Annotated in this window: 13 protein-coding genes, 2 tRNA genes and 3 pseudogenes; 4 read left to right on the top strand and 14 right to left on the bottom strand. The window is 61.3% G+C overall.

The features are described from left to right. The 11 genes and pseudogenes from G113_RS11515 to G113_RS11465 all read right to left on the bottom strand — a co-directional run. Positions 1 to 801: pseudogene (locus G113_RS11515) on the bottom strand (hypothetical protein); the annotation flags it as partial. A gap of 90 nt (positions 802 to 891) precedes the next feature. Then, entirely contained in the window at positions 892 to 1,449 is a 558-nt protein-coding gene (locus G113_RS11510; protein ID WP_005901908.1) for a hypothetical protein, read from the bottom strand. Between the two features lie 156 nt (positions 1,450 to 1,605). Continuing rightward, positions 1,606 to 3,030, bottom strand: coding sequence for an FAD-dependent oxidoreductase (locus G113_RS11505; protein ID WP_005901906.1), 1,425 nt, complete (start codon positions 3,028 to 3,030; stop codon positions 1,606 to 1,608). 60 nt (positions 3,031 to 3,090) lie between these two features. Beyond that, positions 3,091 to 3,921 carry an FTR1 family iron permease gene (locus tag G113_RS11500; RefSeq protein WP_005901904.1) on the bottom strand — a complete coding sequence of 277 codons (831 nt, stop codon included), beginning with the start codon at positions 3,919 to 3,921 and terminating at the stop codon, positions 3,091 to 3,093. Continuing rightward, positions 3,921 to 6,915: pseudogene (locus G113_RS11495) on the bottom strand (YncE family protein). Before G113_RS11495 ends, G113_RS11500 begins: the two are co-directional and overlap by 1 nt. A gap of 4 nt (positions 6,916 to 6,919) precedes the next feature. Beyond that, the gene (locus G113_RS11490) at positions 6,920 to 7,369 is read right to left on the bottom strand and encodes a hypothetical protein (protein ID WP_005901902.1); all 450 of its coding nucleotides are present in this window, start codon (positions 7,367 to 7,369) and stop codon (positions 6,920 to 6,922) included. A gap of 290 nt (positions 7,370 to 7,659) precedes the next feature. Continuing rightward, on the bottom strand, positions 7,660 to 8,118 hold the full coding sequence (locus G113_RS11485; RefSeq protein WP_005901901.1) for a hypothetical protein: 459 nt from the start codon (positions 8,116 to 8,118) through the stop codon (positions 7,660 to 7,662). Positions 8,119 to 8,205: 87 nt separating this feature from the next. Further along, positions 8,206 to 8,709, bottom strand: coding sequence for a YqhA family protein (locus tag G113_RS11480; RefSeq protein ID WP_005901899.1), 504 nt, complete (start codon positions 8,707 to 8,709; stop codon positions 8,206 to 8,208). A gap of 244 nt (positions 8,710 to 8,953) precedes the next feature. Next, positions 8,954 to 10,453: an L-arabinose isomerase gene (araA, locus tag G113_RS11475; RefSeq protein WP_005901897.1), complete on the bottom strand. Its 1,500-nt coding sequence runs from the start codon at positions 10,451 to 10,453 to the stop codon at positions 8,954 to 8,956. A 15-nt stretch (positions 10,454 to 10,468) separates the two neighbouring features. Next, complete coding sequence (locus G113_RS11470; RefSeq protein WP_005901895.1) at positions 10,469 to 11,167, bottom strand: L-ribulose-5-phosphate 4-epimerase; 699 nt, start codon at positions 11,165 to 11,167, stop codon at positions 10,469 to 10,471. Then, positions 11,164 to 12,854 (bottom strand): annotated as a pseudogene (locus tag G113_RS11465) (ribulokinase). Before G113_RS11465 ends, G113_RS11470 begins: the two are co-directional and overlap by 4 nt. Positions 12,855 to 13,214: 360 nt before the next feature. Between G113_RS11465 and G113_RS11460 the strand changes: the two are divergent. From G113_RS11460 to araC, 4 genes are all read left to right on the top strand, one after another. Continuing rightward, complete coding sequence (locus tag G113_RS11460; protein WP_005901893.1) at positions 13,215 to 14,198, top strand: arabinose ABC transporter substrate-binding protein; 984 nt, start codon at positions 13,215 to 13,217, stop codon at positions 14,196 to 14,198. 74 nt (positions 14,199 to 14,272) lie between these two features. Then, positions 14,273 to 15,772: an L-arabinose ABC transporter ATP-binding protein AraG gene (gene araG, locus G113_RS11455; RefSeq protein ID WP_005901890.1), complete on the top strand. Its 1,500-nt coding sequence runs from the start codon at positions 14,273 to 14,275 to the stop codon at positions 15,770 to 15,772. Positions 15,773 to 15,811: 39 nt separating this feature from the next. After that, positions 15,812 to 16,813 carry an L-arabinose ABC transporter permease AraH gene (gene araH, locus G113_RS11450; RefSeq protein ID WP_040319157.1) on the top strand — a complete coding sequence of 334 codons (1,002 nt, stop codon included), beginning with the start codon at positions 15,812 to 15,814 and terminating at the stop codon, positions 16,811 to 16,813. Positions 16,814 to 16,964: 151 nt separating this feature from the next. Then, a complete protein-coding gene (gene araC, locus G113_RS11445; RefSeq protein ID WP_005901886.1) occupies positions 16,965 to 17,876 on the top strand; it encodes an arabinose operon transcriptional regulator AraC in 912 nt (303 codons plus the stop codon). A 174-nt stretch (positions 17,877 to 18,050) separates the two neighbouring features. Here the strand turns inward: araC and G113_RS11440 are convergent. The 3 genes from G113_RS11440 to G113_RS21985 form a co-directional block, all read right to left on the bottom strand. Beyond that, positions 18,051 to 18,126 (bottom strand) — tRNA-Asn (locus tag G113_RS11440). A 2-nt stretch (positions 18,127 to 18,128) separates the two neighbouring features. Next, a tRNA-Asn gene (locus tag G113_RS11435) sits at positions 18,129 to 18,204 on the bottom strand. Positions 18,205 to 18,408: 204 nt separating this feature from the next. Further along, positions 18,409 to 18,522, bottom strand: a complete 114-nt coding sequence (locus G113_RS21985) for a hypothetical protein (protein ID WP_269077637.1) — start codon at positions 18,520 to 18,522, stop codon at positions 18,409 to 18,411. Positions 18,523 to 18,552 lie beyond the last annotated feature (30 nt).

Raw genomic sequence — 18,552 nt, 5'->3', positions numbered from 1 at the left:
CCCGCCCGCTGTCGCCATGTTGCGGATGCCGAGCCAGAGGAGGGGCAAGGCCAGCGGCCAGAGCGGACTGAACTGGGTATTGAGCGTCTGATACCAGCTCAGCAGGCGATCCCCATGGGCCGCCGCCGTATTGCCCCACAGGGTGAAGTGGCCGCTGGTGAAACGGCGTCCCTCGCTAAAATAGGCCCAGCCATCCCCCTGCCAGACAAAGGCCAGGCAGAGCAGGCCCACCAACAGGATGGGCAGCAGCAAGCACCGGGTGCGCCCTCCTTGCCCGCCGAGCAGCAGTGGCAGCAGGGCCAATACGAAGTAGGAGGGCCGAAGGCCCAGCATGATGCCGATGAGCGCCCCGGCCAGCATCAACCTGCGTGCGCTCGCTGTGGCATGGGTGCGTGGGGTCAGCGCGAGCAGGGCGCCAAGCCAAGCGGCCAGCGCCGGGCCATCGGACAGGCCTGCCAGCCCCAAGGCAGGCACCAGTGGCAGGCCAAGGCCAAGCAACCAGAAAGGCGCGAGCAAGCCAGGGGCCTGCCAGCGACGCACTACCAGCCAGGCGAGCAGGGGAGGGATAGGAACAGTTCCGAGCAGGCTGGCATAGTGCACGGCTGCAATGGAGTCTGCCAGACCCAGATTGAGCAGCCGGGCCAGCCAGATGAAGACGGGGTAGCCTGGAAAGTGGGGGGCGAACTCGAGCACGCTAAAACGCGTCACCCCGTGGGCAAAATTGAGGGCATCGTCAGAATCGAGCGCCACAGGGAAGCCCAGGAGCCACACCATCCAGACCACTTGCAACAGGGCCAGCAGCCAAACCTGGCGGCTGGCTCCGTGCCCCCAACGCCTCCGGCAAGAGAGGGGTTGGGGATGTGGGGACAGAGATCGTGTCAATGGCTGCAATCAGCGCGGCGTCAGCACGGCCATCAATGCCTGTTCGGCGCTGTCGAAGGCTTGACTGTCGGCAGGCTTGGCGCCGACCCCGAACACCCCAGGGTTGCCGATGGCGGCGAGGACCTGGGTCAGCGCCTGATCGGCTGCGGTGCGATCCTCCTCACTCAGGGAGGGCAGGATCAGATCCAGGAAGCGTTTGCTCTTGACGACCAGTACCTTGGCGGTTTGGTAATCCCCCAGATTCTGCCTGGCGCCTTCCAGGCGGCGTTCAATCTCGGCCTTGTAGGCTCGATTGAGCAGGGCGGCCGTGCCCTGGGCATCCTTGGCCGCGATGGCGGCGGCGAGGGGCGCTTGCAGCACCACCTTGTGATGCTGCTCCAGATAGCTGAGCTCTTCGCTCAGCCCGGCCAAGATGGCGCTGCCATCCAGGCCCTCGCTCGCGGCACTCAGCAGCTGCTCGCGGGCATCGATCAGGGGCTCCTTGCCTGCCGCCGCGTAGGAGTAAGCATGGGCCTGCCCCACAGTGGCAAGTAACAAGATGGCGATAAAGCCGTGGCGGATGGTCATCCTATGCTCCTTGGTTCGATACCTAGTGTCCAATATGTGGTTCCGATGAGTCGCTCAGGCCAGACCCAAGGTCCCGAGGACGGTATTCTCGTTGCGATGATTGAAAGTGACAAGGCGTCCGTCCACATCGTCTTTCACTCTATTCCCAGGGGCCACTCACGCCACGCTCTGGGTCTCGATGACGGTGTTCTCGTTGCGATGATTGAAGATGGCGTGACGTCTGTCCACACCATCTATCACCATGTCGGCGGCCATCAGCCCCATCTCCATGGCGGTGTCGGTGAAGATGTAGCGAAACGTCCCCTGGCGACCGCTCATGATGAGGTTGCCAATCGGCATCAATGCCTGGATGGCAGCATCGCGCCGCCCCTGATAGCCAAGATCCATCAGCGGATAGGCATATTCACTGCGCGCCTCGAACGTCTCATCCCCCAGTTTGCGGGTATCTACCCCGAGACTCTCCAGATCCTGGCTGACCCGGCCGCGCAGATCGGCAAGCGGGGCCTGCCAGGTTTCATCTCCCGGAGTGCAGGGCACTTCCAGCATCACGGATGTCTTGCCTACCGGCGCCATAAAGGGGCTGCGCCGGCGCGGCTCCTGCAAGCGGGTGGCCAGGATATGGGGGTCGGAGAGGTACTGCCAGGTGTTGTCCGACAGGTTCTCCTGATTGAGGGGCATGTTGATGAAGCGCAGGGCACGGTAGTGCAGATCGCACGGCAAGCCCAGATGCTGGCAGGTGAGTGGCAGCGGCAGGGTGGAGATCACCTGATCAAAGGACTCGCTCCGTTCAACGCCATCCTGTTGCCAATGAACCCGGTCGATCCGGTCAGCGGCTTGAGTCAGCCGGGTAATGGTGGCGCCGGTCTTGAGCTCCACGCCTGCCGCCACCAGCCGCTCTCCCAAGGTGGTGAAGATCTGGCCGAAGCCATACTTGGGATAGCGATACTTGCGGGCGTAGGTGCGTACCGAATGGCTGCCCTTGCGCCTTGGCAGCAGGCGGCGCGCCACGTCCTTCAAGTCGATGAGGCTGATGCGCTGGCCAGCCCAGTCGGCGGAGAGCCGGTCCGGGTTGATGCCCCACAGCTTGGCGGTGTAGCCCTCGAAGAACTGGCGATAGAGGGTGCGGCCGAAGTGGCTCATGATCCAGTCGGCGAAGCTTGCGCTGGCAAAGTCCGCCGGCTTCTTGGCGAAGGGCAACAGCAGCAGATCCTTCACCGCTCCGGCCATCAGGGGCAGGGGTGCCGTTTTGAGCAGATTGCTCAGGTTCAGGGGGTAGTCATAGGTGCGCCCGCCAAAGCGGATCACGCTCTTGCGATCGGCGTGGAGCAGATCTTCTCCCATCAGTTCGTCGATGAAGGCGAGCAGCTCGGGGTTCTTGGTGATGAAGCGGTGCCCGCCGTAATCGAAGCGGTACTCCCCGTCGCGCCCCTTGAAGGTCTGGGTGGCGCACATGCCACCCACGCCGCTCTCCTGCTCGAACAGGGTGACCGCAAAACCGGCCAGGTGCAGGCGCCAGGCGGCCATCAATCCGGCGGGGCCTGCGCCCAGTACGGCAACTTTTTGAATGCTGTTATCGCCCATCAATACCTATCCGAAAAAGAGAAAAGGGGGCCCGCAGGCCCCGTTGCAGACGACGAGAGGTTATGCCTTGCTCGCTTCGACCTGCTTGTAACTGCGTTGCCAGAGGGTGACGAAGATGACCAGATAGGTGACCCACGTCAGTAACTGCAAGCCCGCCGGTGAGGCATTGTAGCCAAACAGTGCGCGCAAGAAGGTGCCGAAAACCCCCTGATCGTCGAGGATATGGCTGATGTTGAACACCGGGGCCGTCCAGAAGGTGATGACCCCCGCCGCCTGCAGCATGTTGACGGCAGACGACAGCAGGCCGGCGGCGATGATGATGATGAGCAGGCCCGTCCAACGGAAGAAGGGGGCGAGTGCCACCTTGCGGGTGGATCGCAGCAATCCCCACACCAGCATGACCGAGAGCACAAGCCCGGCCAGGGCGCCCATCAGCCCTTGATGGAGATCCACCCCTTGGCCCGAATAGACCAGGGCCGAGAAGAACAGCACGGTTTCGAACCCCTCGCGCATTACCGCCAGAAAGGCGAGCAGCACCAGGCCAAGCAGATTGCCACCATCGATCGCCGCATCGATGCGCGCCGTCATGGCCCCCACCTGGGATTTGGCCTGCTTTTGCATCCATACCGCCATGTAGGTCAGCACCAGGGTGGCGAAGATCAGGATCCCGGCCATCAGCAAGTGGTTGTAGCGTTCGCTCTCGAACTGGCTGACCACCACCTGGAACAGAAACGCCACCATCAGTGAGGCGACGAGACCCAGCCCCACCCCCAGATAGATGAACTTGTTGTAACGGCTGGCCCCCAGCTTGGCGAGGTAGGAGAGGCAGATGCCGACCAGCAGGAAGGCTTCCAGCCCCTCGCGCAGGGTAATGAGAAAACTTGCAAACATCAGCGTTCAGGCTCCATGACAGAGGAGAGTTGAGTGGGCTGCAACTGGGTCAGTTGTAGCCGGTTGAGTAGCACTATCGGGGGCTCGGGCAACTGCGGCTCGGTGGCGCGCACAGCGTCGTTGACCCACTTGGGGTAGGTGCGGAAATTGAGTTTGATGTCGGCGCGCAAGGGGCCCTGGGCCCCGGCAGGCAGCATCCAGCGCTCATCGCGCCAGCCATCGGCCGGGATGCGGGTATCCTCGAGCAGCTTGGCGTAGCGCCAGAACTTGAGCCCCACCGGCTTGCCGTCGGCATCGCCGAATACCTTCCTGAACAGCCTGGCATCCTCGGGGACGCTGCCATCCACCGGCTGGCCGCTTGCGAGCACCAGCTTGCCACTGGCATCGGTGACGGTCAGCTCCAGCCAGAGTTCACGAAAATCGGCGACCCCGGTGGGCAGGGCATGGCCTGCGCCGGTATTGGCGACCCGCACCACCAGTTGCTGCCCATCGGCAGCCTGTTCGATACGGGCAGAGAGCGTCGCGCTGGATCGCAACAGCGCCAGGCTCTCCTGTTCAAGCTCGGCATTGCGCAGCCCCACCAGCTGGTGCTGGGCGCCGGTAAAATTGTGGCGATAGAGCCGCTCTTTCACTGTGCCGTTTTCAGTTGACTGGCCCGCCACAGGGGCGCCACCGTTGCCAGGATCCGGATTCATGTGGCAGTCGATGCAGGTACGATGCTTGGCCGGGTCTTTGGCCGTGGCAAAGCTCGATTGTTGCCACTCATCCCAGGTGTTGACGATGTTGGCGCCGGTGCCCGGGGCAAACTCGTTGTGGCAGGATTTGCACAGGGCCGCATCCTGATAGAAGTCTTTCTGATAGGAGGCCCTGTGCATCGCCGGACGGGCATTGATCTGCCGCTCGGCCAGCCAGTGACGGACGCTGCCACCGGGGGGCATCTTCGAACACATAGCTCTCCCTGTCTTTGAGATTCACCGTGACGGCGCCATTGCCGCCAGCGTCTTCCAACCGGGTGATGCGATGGCAGAACAGACAGCTGGTCCCCTCTTCCACCACTGGCTCTCCCGCTTGGTGCGCCTTGACAAGGGAAGCACCACCTCGCTCGAACATGTGGGAGCCCTTGGGCAGTGCGGTCTGGCCGGTCATCACCTGCTGGGGCATGTGGCAGCTCTGGCACCATTGGCCGAAAGCCTCGCCTTCTGTTTCCCGGGCCAGTTGCTGCACCACCTTGTAGTAGGGGTGGGAGTTGCCCATCAGCCGGTGATTGCTGTCGCTCCAGTCTGCGAAGGCCTGTTGGTGGCAGTTCTGGCAGGAGGCGGAGTTGAGCCACTCCTTGGGATGAGTGGTCGGCGCCTTGGCGGGATCCCTGCGCGGCGCATCGAGTCGCAGCCAGCTGGCGAGGTAGGGCAGGTTGCCATCCGAGGTCACGAAGGCGTGCAAATCTTCCATCATGGCCTTTACCTCGGGCGGCGGATTGGCCGGATCGACAAGTTGCGCGCCGTCGCGGCTGTCATGACCCATGCCGCCTTGGGTCTGCTGGGTCATGCGCAGGTATTCACCGATGAAGTCCCCCGCCACCATGTTGGTAAGATTGGCGTGGCCGTTGATGGCGTTATCACGGCTATGTTGGCGATGGGCCTGCATCAGGGCGCGGTTGGTGAAGTTGAAACCGTCCAGATGACAGGAGTTGCAACTCATCCAGTTGTCTCCCGCCATGGGGAAGCGGCGACTGGCGCCGTCGTTGCCGAAGGTGTTGCCCAGATTGAACAAGCGCTCCCCCCGCTTGAGAGCCGCCGGGCGTGGATCTGCTTCGACCAGTGTGGCGAAACGGGGATTATCGACGGTGACGCGGGCGAAGGGGCCGGGACCGCCGCGATTGAGCCGGGTGAGATCCTGGCTCATGGCGTTTTGGACCAGAATATGGTCGCCCTCGACCAGCAGGTCTCTGGGGTTCTGACCCGGCAGATGGCGCAGCAACTGGGTCGCCTTGGCGCCCCCCTGGAACTTCTTGCGTCTGTGGCGGTTGCTGTTCTGCTTGCCGCTGCGCGACAAGTCAAACACCAGCAGGTCTTCGGATCCCGCAAGCGTCAGGTAGACCCGCTTGCCATCGGCGGCGAAGCGGGCGGCGAAGGGGTTGGAGACAATCTGGCTGCGATTGCCGACATTGGGCAAATTGATCTGCAAAAACAGCTGCTTTCGCTCATCGACCCGTTCACGTTGCGTCTCGAGATCTATGATGGAGACCGCCGGGAAGACGGTGCTCTGAAACTGGAAGGGGTGACTGAAGCTCCACAGCACATGGGGCAGCCAGGCCTCGCTGCCATCGGGGGAGAGGCTGATGCCATCGAGCAGGCGCGGCAGGCCCTGGGAGTCGCTTGGCGTGTCGCTGTGGGTCTCGGCCAGGGTAATGATGTGGGGATTGGCCAAGTCGGCCCCCGCGGCGGTTTTCCTGAGGCTGGCCAGGTTGTAGATGGCCAGCTGGCCTGTCATGGCGCGGGTGAGCAGCAAGCGGTCATCGTCGGTGAGTGCCAGTCCGCGCGGGGTGTCGCCAGCGTCCAGATCTAGCTGACGCTTGCCTGCACTGTCATAAGCCTGCAGCCTGCCCGCCTCGAACAGGGTGACCCAGAACCAGCGACGTTTGGGATCGAAGATGACGCCATAGGGGCGATGACCGGTGGGGATCACCTTTTCAAGACGGAGATCCTCATTGAGCAGCAGCAGGCGATCGCCGCTGTAGTCGGTGACCAGCAGGTTACCGTTGTCGGCTCTTGCAACTTGACGAAGATCCCCGCCAAAGCGCACCTCTTCAAGCCGCTCACCGCTATCCCGTGCGAGCAGGGTGACGGAGCCGCCACTGAGGTTGGCCGTGACGAGGCGGGGGGCATCCCCCTTTTCATAGGCTGCCAGGGCGCTGCCCATCTGCTGGGCATGAGCGCCTGAGGCGCCCATCAGCCAGGTCGCCGCGAGCAGGCAAGATAGCAGCCACTTCAACATGGGATCAGGAACGCCATCTGAGCAGGGTCCAGCGCCAGGCGTGGCGCAGCACCAGGGGAGTGAGAAGCAGAGCGCTAAGCCAATGGGCCCAGCTTGCCAGTGAGCCCAGGCGATCGCCCGGTGTGCCATGCAATAGCAACAGCAGGCCACTGCCGAGACAGAGCAGCAGCAAGCCCTCGATGATGCGACCCGTGGTGCGCAAGAAGGGCTTGCGGCTATGGCGTAGCAGACGGCGATGAGAGAGCCAGAAGGCGCCAAACAGCAGTGGGAACAGGGAGAGGGAGAGCAGCACATGCAAAAACAGGTTCCAGCGCGCCAGCGACCAGACAGGGGTCAGCGGTTCCCACAACAGCAGGCCGGAGAAGAACATCAGATAGAGGCTGCCCTCGGCGGCCTGATGGTGATAGGCCAACCATTGCCAGAGGTGTCGTGGTGAGAGGAAAAGACTGGTCATAACGGCTCCACTGCCGGGGAATGACCCCAGGCGCAGCAAGTCTACAATGGGGTAAGGGCAATGAAAAGAATTATCAATTCGTTAATCAATGAATAGAAGCTGAATAAAACCACGGCACTCGCCTGGAGCATACAGGTCGTTGCGCTTCTCTCCTGGCATTCGTGGCAACGCGGGGTGAGGCCGCTCTTGCGAAGAAAGGGACAAGGCAAGTAGAAGAGAGATTGCAATACTGGCAGGAAAAATAGCGACAGGGCCACGGGATTTGCGGGCCCTGTCTCTCTATGCACGGGCTATTCGGGTTGGATCGGCCCTTTGGTTCCGGCGTCCGTGTCGTACCAGGTATCCTGGCCCTTCAGGTTTCGGTCCCCCTGGATACGGTAAACGATCATGCCTTGCTTAAATTCCAGGGCGCCATCACTGCGCTTGGCACTGACTTTCTTGCCATTGACCCAGACGTGTTCGCTACCATCGATGCGAATGGTCGCCACCGTGTTGCCGTCGCTGCTCTTGGCCACCCACTGTCCGGCGTAGGGGGGGCTCTGGCTGGCAGGGGCACTCTCTGCCGCCGGGTTACTGAAGCCAGCCTTGGCATTTTCCGCCTTGCTCTTGTTGATGTCGCAGCCCTCGGCTTCCGACATCTGGGTACAACCGGATTGTTCGAGCTGCTGGCGATATTTGGCGCTGATCCCGTAGGCTGCAGGGGCGGCCAGGAGCAGCAAGCCAGCCGCCGTGATGATCACTCTTTTCATATGCTAATCACTCTTGGTTGGATTGACTCGTCAACTGTAATGCCCCTCTGGTGAAGGCGCCAACAGCGCGGCGTCTGGGGGTTTTGCTCAGGATTTGGCAGGCTTGTGGTCATGATCCGCCAGCCGCTCCGTGATGGCGTAGATAAGCGCGGCGGTGGAGAAGGCGAGGAACACGATGACCGACCACTTCATCTCGGTCTCGTTGCCGACCCCATCTTCGAGGAAGGCCTTGAGGACTTCTATCCCGGCGATGGTGACCAGGGAGTTGATGACGATGAGCTTCAGCGAGGCAAAATTGATCTTGTAAAGCCAGTTATCGCCAAGGGCGGCACGCTGCTCCGGGGTTTTGATGAATTGCACATAACCGCACAGGGCAACCAGGATCAACATCTGGGCCACCAGCACAAAATCCACCAGGGTCAGCACCCCGGTCACCAGATCCAGATAATGGATGGTAAAAATATCGCGCCCCAGCTCGTAGAGCTTGATGGCAAATTTGACCATCAACAGCAATACGCTGAGCAACATGCAAATATAGAAAGGCAGCATCATGAGACGGCTGCTGGTAAGCAATAGATTGAAGCGACCCATGGACACTCCTTGGCTAAGACAGGGAGAGGGATTATGACTCAAATGGCTGTGATACAACATGCTGCGCAGCAGGTTTGCGTGTCGCATTCGCCTCGAATGGTTGCCCTGGTTGCGCGGGCAGGGGAGCGGGGCCGTTGCCCGGTGGCGGTGGCCTGTTCGAATGGGACAAGGGAGTGGGGGTTGGCGCGCGTGGGTTGACTGACCATGGGATGCAAGAAGCCCCCGCGAGCGGGGGCGGATGGCCTTAGCGGCAGAGCTTGTAGTAGACCTCGTTCCACTGCAGCGCCTGTTTGAGGGCCGGGATCTGGGTGGCTGCGTCAATCACCACGCATTCGATGCCCATGATGTCGGCGAAGGTGCGCAGTTGCTCGATATCTACCGCCTGGGTGAACACCGAGTGGTGGGCTGCGCCCGCCAGGATCCAGGCCTCGGCACTGATCTGCAGGCTCGGCAGAGGGGCCCAGAGGGCACTGGCGACCGGCAGCTTGGGCATGGCCTGCGGCAAGTCCACCACGTTCAACTCATTGACCACCAGCCGGAAGCGATTGCCGAGATCGATGAGGCTCGCGTTGACCGCCTTGCCGGCAGGGGCTGCAAACAGCAGGCGGGCCGGTGCGGCCTTCTTGCCTATCCCCAGGTGCTGGACATCGAGCAGTGGCTTCTCGGCTGCGATGGAGGGGCACACCTCCAGCATGTGGGATCCCAGTACCAGGTTGTTGCCCGCCTCCAGGTGGTAGGTGTAGTCCTCCATGAAGGAGGCCCCCCCCGGCAGGCCTGCCCCCATCACCTTGAGGGTGCGCAGCAGGGCCGCGGTCTTCCAGTCCCCCTCCGCCCCAAAGCCGAAGCCCTGCTGCATCAGGCGCTGGCAGGCCAGCCCCGGCAGTTGGTGCAGGCCGTGGAGATCCTCGAAGGTGGTGGTGAAGGCGCCAAAGCCACCGTCGGTGAGGAATTTCTTCATCCCCAGCTCCTGGCGCGCCGCTTCATAGAGGGATCCCCGCTGCGGGCCGCCCAGCTGTACCGCCTCGCTCAGGGTATAGGTCTGTTCATACTCGACCAGCAGCGCCTCGATGTCGGCGGCGGGCACGGCGTCGATCACTTTGACCAGATCGCCGACCGGGTGGTAGTTCACCTGATAACCGAACTGGATCTGGGCTTCAATCTTGTCGCCTTCGGTGACGGCCACGTTGCGCATGTTGTCGCCAAAGCGGGCGATCTTGAGGTGGCGGCTGTCGTGAATGGCGGCGGCGATGCGCATCCAGTTGCCGATCTTGCTCCTGGCTTCTTCATCTTGCCAGTGGCCGACCACTACGGTGCGTGGCAGCCGCAGACGGGCCCCCATGAAACCGAACTCGCGGCCGCCGTGGGCGGTCTGGTTCAGGTTCATGAAGTCCATGTCGATCTCGCCCCAGGGCAGATCGCGGTTGAACTGGGTGTGAAATTGCAGCAGGGGCTTTTGCAGCTGACTGAGGGCCGGGATCCACATCTTGGCGGGGGAGAAGGTGTGCATCCACACCATGAGCCCGACGCACTGCTCGCTGTGGTTGGCATCGCGAGCGACGCTGCTTATTTCATCGAGGGTGGTGCCGGTGGGCTTGAGCACTATCTTGATGGGCAGCCCGGCCCCCTCGTTGAGCTGGCTGGTGATGGTGTGGGCGTGATCGGCCACCTGCTTCAGGGTGGTGGCGCCATACAGGTGCTGGCTGCCGACCAGGAACCACACTTCCAGCTGTTTCATGAATTCCATCTTGGTGTCCTCTGTTTAGGCCTTTGTCTGGCCGTAATAGGCGTGTTTGCCATGTTTGCGCTGGTAGTGTTTCTCCAGCAGGTAGTCGGGCAGGGGTTGAGCCTGGGGGTTTATCTGGCCGGTGAGCCAGGCCATGCGCGCCACCTCTTCCAGCACCACGGCGTTGTGCACCGCCTCATCGGCGTCCTTGCCCCAACTGAAGGGCCCGTGGTTGGCCACCAGCACCCCCGGCATGGTGAGAATGGGGGTCTGCTTGAGCGTCTCGACGATGAGATGACCGGTCAGCCCCTCGTAATCCTCTTCGACCTCCCTTGGGGTGAGCAGGCGCGAGCAGGGGATCTCGCCGTGGAAGTAGTCGGCCTGGGTGGTGCCAAAAATCGGGATGGGGCGGCACGCCTGGGCCCAGGCGGTGGCGTGGGTGGAGTGGGTATGCACCACGCCACCGAGCTCAGGGTAAGTGCGATAGAGCACCAGATGGGTGGCGGTGTCGGAGGAGGGGCGCAGGGTCCCCTCGACCTGCTTGCCCGCGAGATCCAGCACCACCATGTCTTGCACGCACATCTTGTCGTAGCTGACGCCGCTGGGCTTGATGACCACCAGACCCCGCTCCCGGTCGATGCCGCTCACGTTGCCCCAGGTGAAGGTCACCAGACCGTGGCGCGGCAAGTCCAGGTTGGCGGTCAGTACTTGTTCCTTGAGGGTGTTGAGGTTCATGCGACGGCCCCCCGGTTGTAGAGCGGCTCGGCGGCGGCGCCCCAGGCGAGATAGCGCTGATAGAGCCGCTCATATTCGGCGACCCGTACCGGATCCGGCTGGTGGGTGCGCTCGATGGCGCTCGCCATGTGCTGCTGGGCCTTCGCCACATCGGCATGGATCCCGGCCGCCACGGCGGCAAAGATGGCGGCGCCGAGGGCGCAGCACTGATCCGAGCCCACCACCTGGATGGGACGGTTCATCACGTCGGCGCAGGTCTGCATCACGGTGGCGGATTTGCGGGCAATGCCGCCAAGGGCAATCACCTGTTCCACCGGCACCTGCTGGCGGGTCATGCACTCCATGATGCTGCGGGCACCAAAGGCGGTGGCGGCCACCAGGGCACCAAAGAGTCGGGGGCATCTGTCCCCAGATTGAGTCCCGTGATGGTGCCTTGTAGGCGCTGGTTGGCGTAGGGGGTGCGCCGGCCATTGAACCAGTCGAGCACCACCGGCAGATGGGCCAGATCACGTTGCTGCTCCCAGGTGGCGGCTAGGCTGGGCAACAGCTGCTGTTTCTGGGTCTCGATGGCGGTGCGTAGCTCGGGATACTGGGTGGCGAGCTGATCCAGCGGCCAGCTCAGTTGACGCTGATACCAGGCATAGATGTCGCCAAAGGCCGATTGGCCCGCCTCCAGCCCCACCATTCCCGGCACCACGCTGCCGTCCACCTGGCCGCAGATCCCTTTGATCGCGCGCGCGTCTATGGTGGCCTCGTCGGCGATCAGGATGTCGCAGGTGGAAGTGCCTATCACCTTCACCAGGGCATTGTTGCCTGCCCCGGCGCCTACCGCGCCCATGTGGCAATCAAACGCCCCTCCTGCAATGACTACTTCGCAGCTCAGATGCAGACGCTCGGCCCACTCCGGGGTCAGGGTGCCGACCGGCAGATCGGCGGTCCAGCTGTCGCTAAAGAGCGGGGAGTCGAGATCCTGGGTCAGCAAGGGATCCAGGGCATTGAGGAAATCGGCAGAGGGCAGGCCGCCCCAGCTCGGGTGCCACAAGGATTTGTGACCGGCGGCGCAGCGCCCGCGTTTGATGTCGGCCGGGGCCTGGGTGCCGCTCAGGATGGCGGGCACCCAGTCGCACAGCTCGACCCAGTTGCAGGCGGCGGCGCGCACCGCAGCATCGCTGCGGGAGACGTGCAGGATCTTGGCCCAGAACCACTCGGAGGAGTAGATGCCGCCTATGTAGCGACTGTAGTCGGGGAACTGGCCGCCGTGGCAGAGCGCCGTGATGGCCTCCGCCTCTTCGATGGCGGTGTGATCCTTCCACAGCACGAACATAGCATTGGGGTTGTCGGCAAATTCCGGGCGCAGGGCCAGCACCCGACCGGTTTCGTCGATGGGCGCCGGGGTCGAGCCGGTACTGTCCACCCCGATGGCGCGCACCGCGGCGCGCTGGGCAGGGGAGAGCTGGCCAACCACGTTCACCACGGCCTGCTCCATGGACTCCATGTAGTCGAGGGGGTGATGACGAAACTGGTTATGGACCGGCTGGCAATATTGGCCTGCCTGCCAGCGGGGGTAATAGACAACATGGGTTGCGAGTTCCGCGCCATCGTGACAACGCACGGCGAGGGCTCTGACCGAGTCACTGCCAAAATCGAGGCCGATGACGATCTGTTCAGATCCGGGGTGCTCAGACATAGGTGCTCCTGACCATCAATGAGAGGGGACTGGGGAGGAACCATAGGAGATGAGAGGAAGGGGCGGTTAGCAATCGACTGCTGGAAATATGGATATTTAAGCTGTCAATGCCAGAGGGTGATGCCCCTCAAAAAAGGTGCATGTAACTATTTTGCTAAAAACATAGACAAAATAGCTACAGTTTCATGACGTGATCTTGCTCTCCATTTTTTATTGGGAAAACGTTTACAACTTGTGTCGCTCATTTGGACAAAATAATAACTACATGTTTGAACAAGTTTTTATGTGTCTACGCCTTGAGAGGTTAAAGACGTAGCGCCTCCTTGAAGCATGGATTGATGGAACATTGGAGACAAAGGCATGAACAAAATAGTTAAAAGTCTGGTCGCGGTTGGTTTGGCTCTTGGTATAGCAAATACTGCTTTTTCAGCCGAGGAGTTGAAGCTGGGTTACCTGGTCAAGCAGCCGGAGGAGCCCTGGTTCCAGACCGAGTGGAACTTCGCCGACAAGGCGGGCAAGGATCTCGGTTTTGACGTCATCAAGATAGCGGTACCCGATGGCGAGAAGACCCTCAATGCCATCGACAGCCTGGCGGCCAACGGCGCCAAGGGCTTCGTCATCTGTACCCCGGATCCCAAGCTGGGCTCGGCCATCATGGCCAAGGCCAGGAGCCTGGATCTGAAAGTCATCACAGTGGACGATCAGTTCGTCAACGCCAAGGGCCAGCCCATGGAGCAGGTGCCGCTGGTGATGATGGCCGCCAGCAAGATTGGTGAGCGCCAGGGTCAGGAGCTCTATAAGGAGATGCAAAAACGCCAGTGGGATGTGAAGAGTACCGGGGTGCTGGCCATCACGGCTGACGAACTGGATACCGCCCGTCGCCGGGTCGAGGGTTCCTTGAGTGCGCTCAAGGCCGCCGGTTTCCCCGATGCCCAGATCTACCGCTCTCCGACCAAGGCCAACGACATTCCGGGGGCGCTGGACGCGGCCAACTCCATGCTGGTGCAGCATCCCGAGGTGAAGAACTGGCTCATCGTCGGCATGAACGACAATACGGTGCTCGGCGGCGTGCGTGCCACCGAAGGGCAGGGTTTCAAGGCTGACAACGTCATCGGAATCGGCATCAATGGGGTGGATGCGGTGAACGAGCTCTCCAAGTCCAGTGCGACCGGCTTTCTGGGCTCCTTGCTGCCAAGCCCGGATGTGCATGGCTACAAGAGCATCCAGATGCTCCATGACTGGGTAGTGAACGGTGTCGAGCCTGCCAAGTTCACCGAAGTGACCGACGTGGTGCTGATCACCCGTGACAACTTCAAGGCCGAGCTGCAAAAGAAAGGTTTGTGATCGGCGCAGTTTGAACCGTGACATCGATACCTGCATGGCGCCGTTACGTCATGCAGGTTGGTTGGAGTGAACACATGAATCAGTCAGTTCCTTATCTGGAGTTTTGCAGCATCAGCAAGGAGTTCCCTGGCGTCAAGGCGCTGCAAAATGTCTCCTTCTCCTGCCATCGGGGCAGCATACACGCCTTGATGGGCGAAAACGGGGCGGGCAAATCCACCCTGCTCAAGATCCTGAGCGGTTTTCAGGCGCCCACGGCGGGTACCGTCAAGCTCGATGGCCAGGCGCGCGTCTTCGACAGCACGGTCGATGCCCTGGAGAGCGGCATCGCCATCATCTATCAGGAGTTGCATCTGATCCCCGAGATGACCCTGGCCGAGAACATCTACCTGGGTCAGCTGCCGACCCGCCGCGGAGTCATCGACCGGGAGAAACTCTATCAGGATGCGGCCAGACAGCTGGCCAGGCTGGGGATGGACATACCGCCGGAGACGCCGCTCAAGTACCTGTCGCTGGGCCAGTGGCAGATGGTGGAAATCGCCAAGGCCCTGACCCGGGATGCCCGCATCATCGCCTTTGACGAGCCGACCAGCAGCCTCTCGTCCCGCGAGATAGAGCAGCTGTTTCGGGTCATTCGTCAGCTGCGCGACGAGGGTAAGGTCATTTTGTACGTCTCTCACCGGATGGACGAGATCTTCGCCCTGTGCGACGCCATCACCGTCTTCAAGGATGGCCAGTTCGTGCGCACCTTTGACGACATCGCCGAGGTGAGCCGCGATCTATTGGTCAAGACCATGGTGGGGCGCGAGCTGACCGATATCTATGGCTACAGTCCCCGCCCTATGGGGGAGGTGGGCTTGCGGGTGCACAATCTGATGGGACCCGGGTTGAAGGCACCAGTCTCGCTTGAGGTGAAGCGCGGCGAGATCCTCGGCATCTTCGGGCTGGTGGGCGCCGGTCGCAGCGAGCTGATGAAACTCATCTTTGGCGCCGACAAGATGGTCTCCGGCGAGATCGCGGTGTTTGGCAAACAGGTGCCCATTCGCAACCCCATCGATGCCATTCGCAGCGGCATCATGCTCTGCACCGAAGACAGAAAGGCGCTCGGCATCATTCCCATCCATTCGGTGCAGGAGAACATCAACATCAGTGCCCGGCGCCACAAGGCGTGGGGGGGCTTCTGGATCAATCAGAAATGGGAAGACGAGAACGCGCGGCTGCGGATCCGCGATATGCGAGTCAAGACCCCGTCCGCGTCGCAGGCCATCATGCACCTCTCCGGTGGCAACCAGCAGAAGGCCATTCTGGGCCGCTGGCTCTCCGAAGAGATGAAGGTGATTTTGCTCGACGAGCCGACCCGGGGCATCGATGTCGGGGCAAAAAACGAGATTTACAACGTGATTTACGATCTGGCCAGGGTGGGTATCGCCGTGGTGGTGGTATCGAGCGAGCTGCCGGAGGTGCTGGGCATTGCGGATCGGATCATGGTCATGCGGGAAGGGGTGATCGCCGGGGAGCTCTCCCACGATGACGCCGATGAAATCAAGGCACTCAATCTGGCCATGCCGGCACGTTAGTGCTGCCTGATAGTGATGTGACATAACGAGGACTTAATCATGGTTACAACTACCTCTGCGCAACAGAGTGCGGCTATCTCTCCTGCAAGCCACTCCCGGCAGCAATTGACCCGCATCTGGGATCAATACGGCATGCTGGTGATCTTCGCCATCCTGTTTCTGCTGGCCTGCCTGTTCATCCCCAACTTTGCCAGCCTGATCAACATGCGCGGCCTGGGGCTGGCCGTCTCCATGTCCGGCATGGTGGCCTGCGGCATGCTGTTCTGCCTCGCCTCCGGTGAGTTCGACATGTCGGTCGGCTCCGTGGTGGCCTGCTCCGGGGTCGCCTGCGCGGTCGGCATCAACGCCACCGAGAGCATCACGGTCGGCATCTTGGCCGGCATGTCGGTGGGGGTGTTGTTTGGCCTCATCAACGGCATAGTCGTGGCCAAATTCAAGATCAACGCCCTCATTACCACGCTGGCCACCATGCAGATGGCGCGCGGGGTGGGCTACATCATCTCGGACGGCAAGGCGGTGGGCATAGTGGAAGAGGGTTTCTTCGAGCTGGGCAATTCGGCCTGGCTGGGGGTGCCGACGCCGGTCTGGCTGACGGCCATCTGCTTCGTGCTGTTTGGCCTGCTGCTCAACAAGACCACCTTTGGCCGCAATACCCTGGCCATGGGGGGCAATGAAGAGGCGGCGCGCCTGGCCGGGGTCAACGTGGTGCGCACCAAGATCATCATCTTCACCATGACCGGGCTGATTGCCTCCATCGCGGGCATCATACTGGCGTCGCGCATGACCTCCGGCCAGCCCATGACCTCCATCGGTTTCGAGCTGGTGGTCATCTCCGCCTGCGTGCTGGGCGGGGTCTCCATGAAGGGGGGCATCGGCAAGATCTCCTACATCATCGCTGGGGTGCTGATCCTGGGCTTGATGGAGAATGCGATGAACCTGCTCAATATCTCGCCCTTTGCCCAGTACGTGGTGCGCGGCCTGATCCTGCTCGCGGCCGTCTTGTTTGACCGCTACAAGCAGGTGCGCAAGGCGCGAGTCTGAAGTCCATTGTCGGCGTGATCCCAGGCCAGCGCTCCGCTGGCCTTGTTCCCGACGGTTCACCACCCCGGTCAGGGGCGTGATTGTGAGCCAGTTCAATAATTTCACACCCTGTTGGCGAGCAGATAGCGTGTTCGAAGGATGAATCCCTACAATGGACCATGCTGATTTCTTTACCGAAAAACTTTTTTCTGCCATGTCCTCGATGCAAAAAGACAAGCCAAAACAGCTCAACCCCCTGCTACCCGGTTACGCATTCGATGTGTTTCTGGTGTCCGGCATGACGCCCATCGAGCAAGGGAGTGCGCTGGACTTCATCATCGACAGACCCCTTGGCATGAAGGGGTTCATCGTCAACCTGACCATCAAGGGCAAGGGCCAGATCTTCGGGGGGGAGCAGGCGTTTACGGTCGAACCTGGCGATCTGCTGCTCTTCCCGCCAGCTGCCGTACACCATTACTGCCGCGCGCCGGATGCAAAGGAGTGGTATCACCGCTGGGTCTATTTCCGGCCCAGAGCCTATTGGGCGGATTGGCTCAAATGGCCGCGGCGAGTGGAGAACGTGGGGCGCTTGAATCTGGCGGATAGCCAGTTGCTCCTGGAATTTGACCGGCTTTTTCTCGATATCGAAGAGACTCACAAGCAGATCCGCCCCATGTCCGAACAGCTGGCGATGAACCTGCTGGAGCGCTTGCTCATCCGCTGCTACGAGGCCTCCTCCCTGACTGACTACCCCACGGTGGATCACCGGGTCCACGAGGCGTGCCAGATCTTGAGCGAGTCGCTCTCTTCGGAGATCTCCGTCGAGGCGCTGGCCGAGAAGGTGTTCCTCTCGCCATCGCGGCTGGCTCATCTCTTTCGCGAGCAGGTGGGGGTGAGCATAGTGCGCTGGCGCGAAGATCAGCGGATCATCCGGGCCAAGCTCTTGCTGCAAACCACCCCCATGTCGGTGGCGGTGATCGGGCAGCAGGTAGGGTATGACGATCAGCTCTATTTCTCGCGGGTATTCAAGAAACGGGTGGGGGTCAGCCCGACCGAGTACCGCAAATGCGCCACGCCGCTGTGAATGGGGCATTGGCACAAGGCCAGTGCTGTACAGCCTGAGCCAAGACAGCAGACCAAAGAGATGGCGGGGCAGGGCCCATGGAGAGTGACAGGAGAAGCTGGAAGGCAACAAAAAACCCGCATGGCGCCAGGCGATGCGGGTTTTTGTCGTCCGAAGAGCAATCGGACTGAAATTTGGCTCCCTCGACAGGACTTGAACCTGTGACATACGGATTAACAGTCCGCCGTTCTACCGACTGAACTACGAGGGAATTGGCTCCTCCTGCTGGACTTGAACCAGCGACATACGGATTAACAGTCCGCCGTTCTACCGACTGAACTAAGGAGGAATAGCCTGTCTCGTTGAGACGAAGCGCATATTAAAGAGCCGGGCGCCGGGTGTCAAGTCGGCACTCGGCTACAAATATTACTTTTGATGCTGTTTGCCGAAAACTTGGCCGTTATGGGACATTTTCAGCACATTCAGCGACTTGCCAGTGAATACTCCTCAATTATCAAATACCTGAGCAGGCGGGTTACTGACCCGCCTGCAATCAGGCAATAATGATGAAGCCGACAAATGCAATGGCAGCGGTCAGCAGGGCATAGGGCAATTGAGTCACCGCATGACCAACCAGATCGCAGCCTGAGCCCTGGGCCGCCAGCACGGTTGAGTCGCTATAGAAGCAGGCCTGGCT

It is taken from the genome of Aeromonas molluscorum 848, from assembly GCF_000388115.1.
Classification (GTDB): domain Bacteria; phylum Pseudomonadota; class Gammaproteobacteria; order Enterobacterales; family Aeromonadaceae; genus Aeromonas; species Aeromonas molluscorum.
This window is presented reverse-complemented; position numbering and strand designations above follow the sequence as displayed.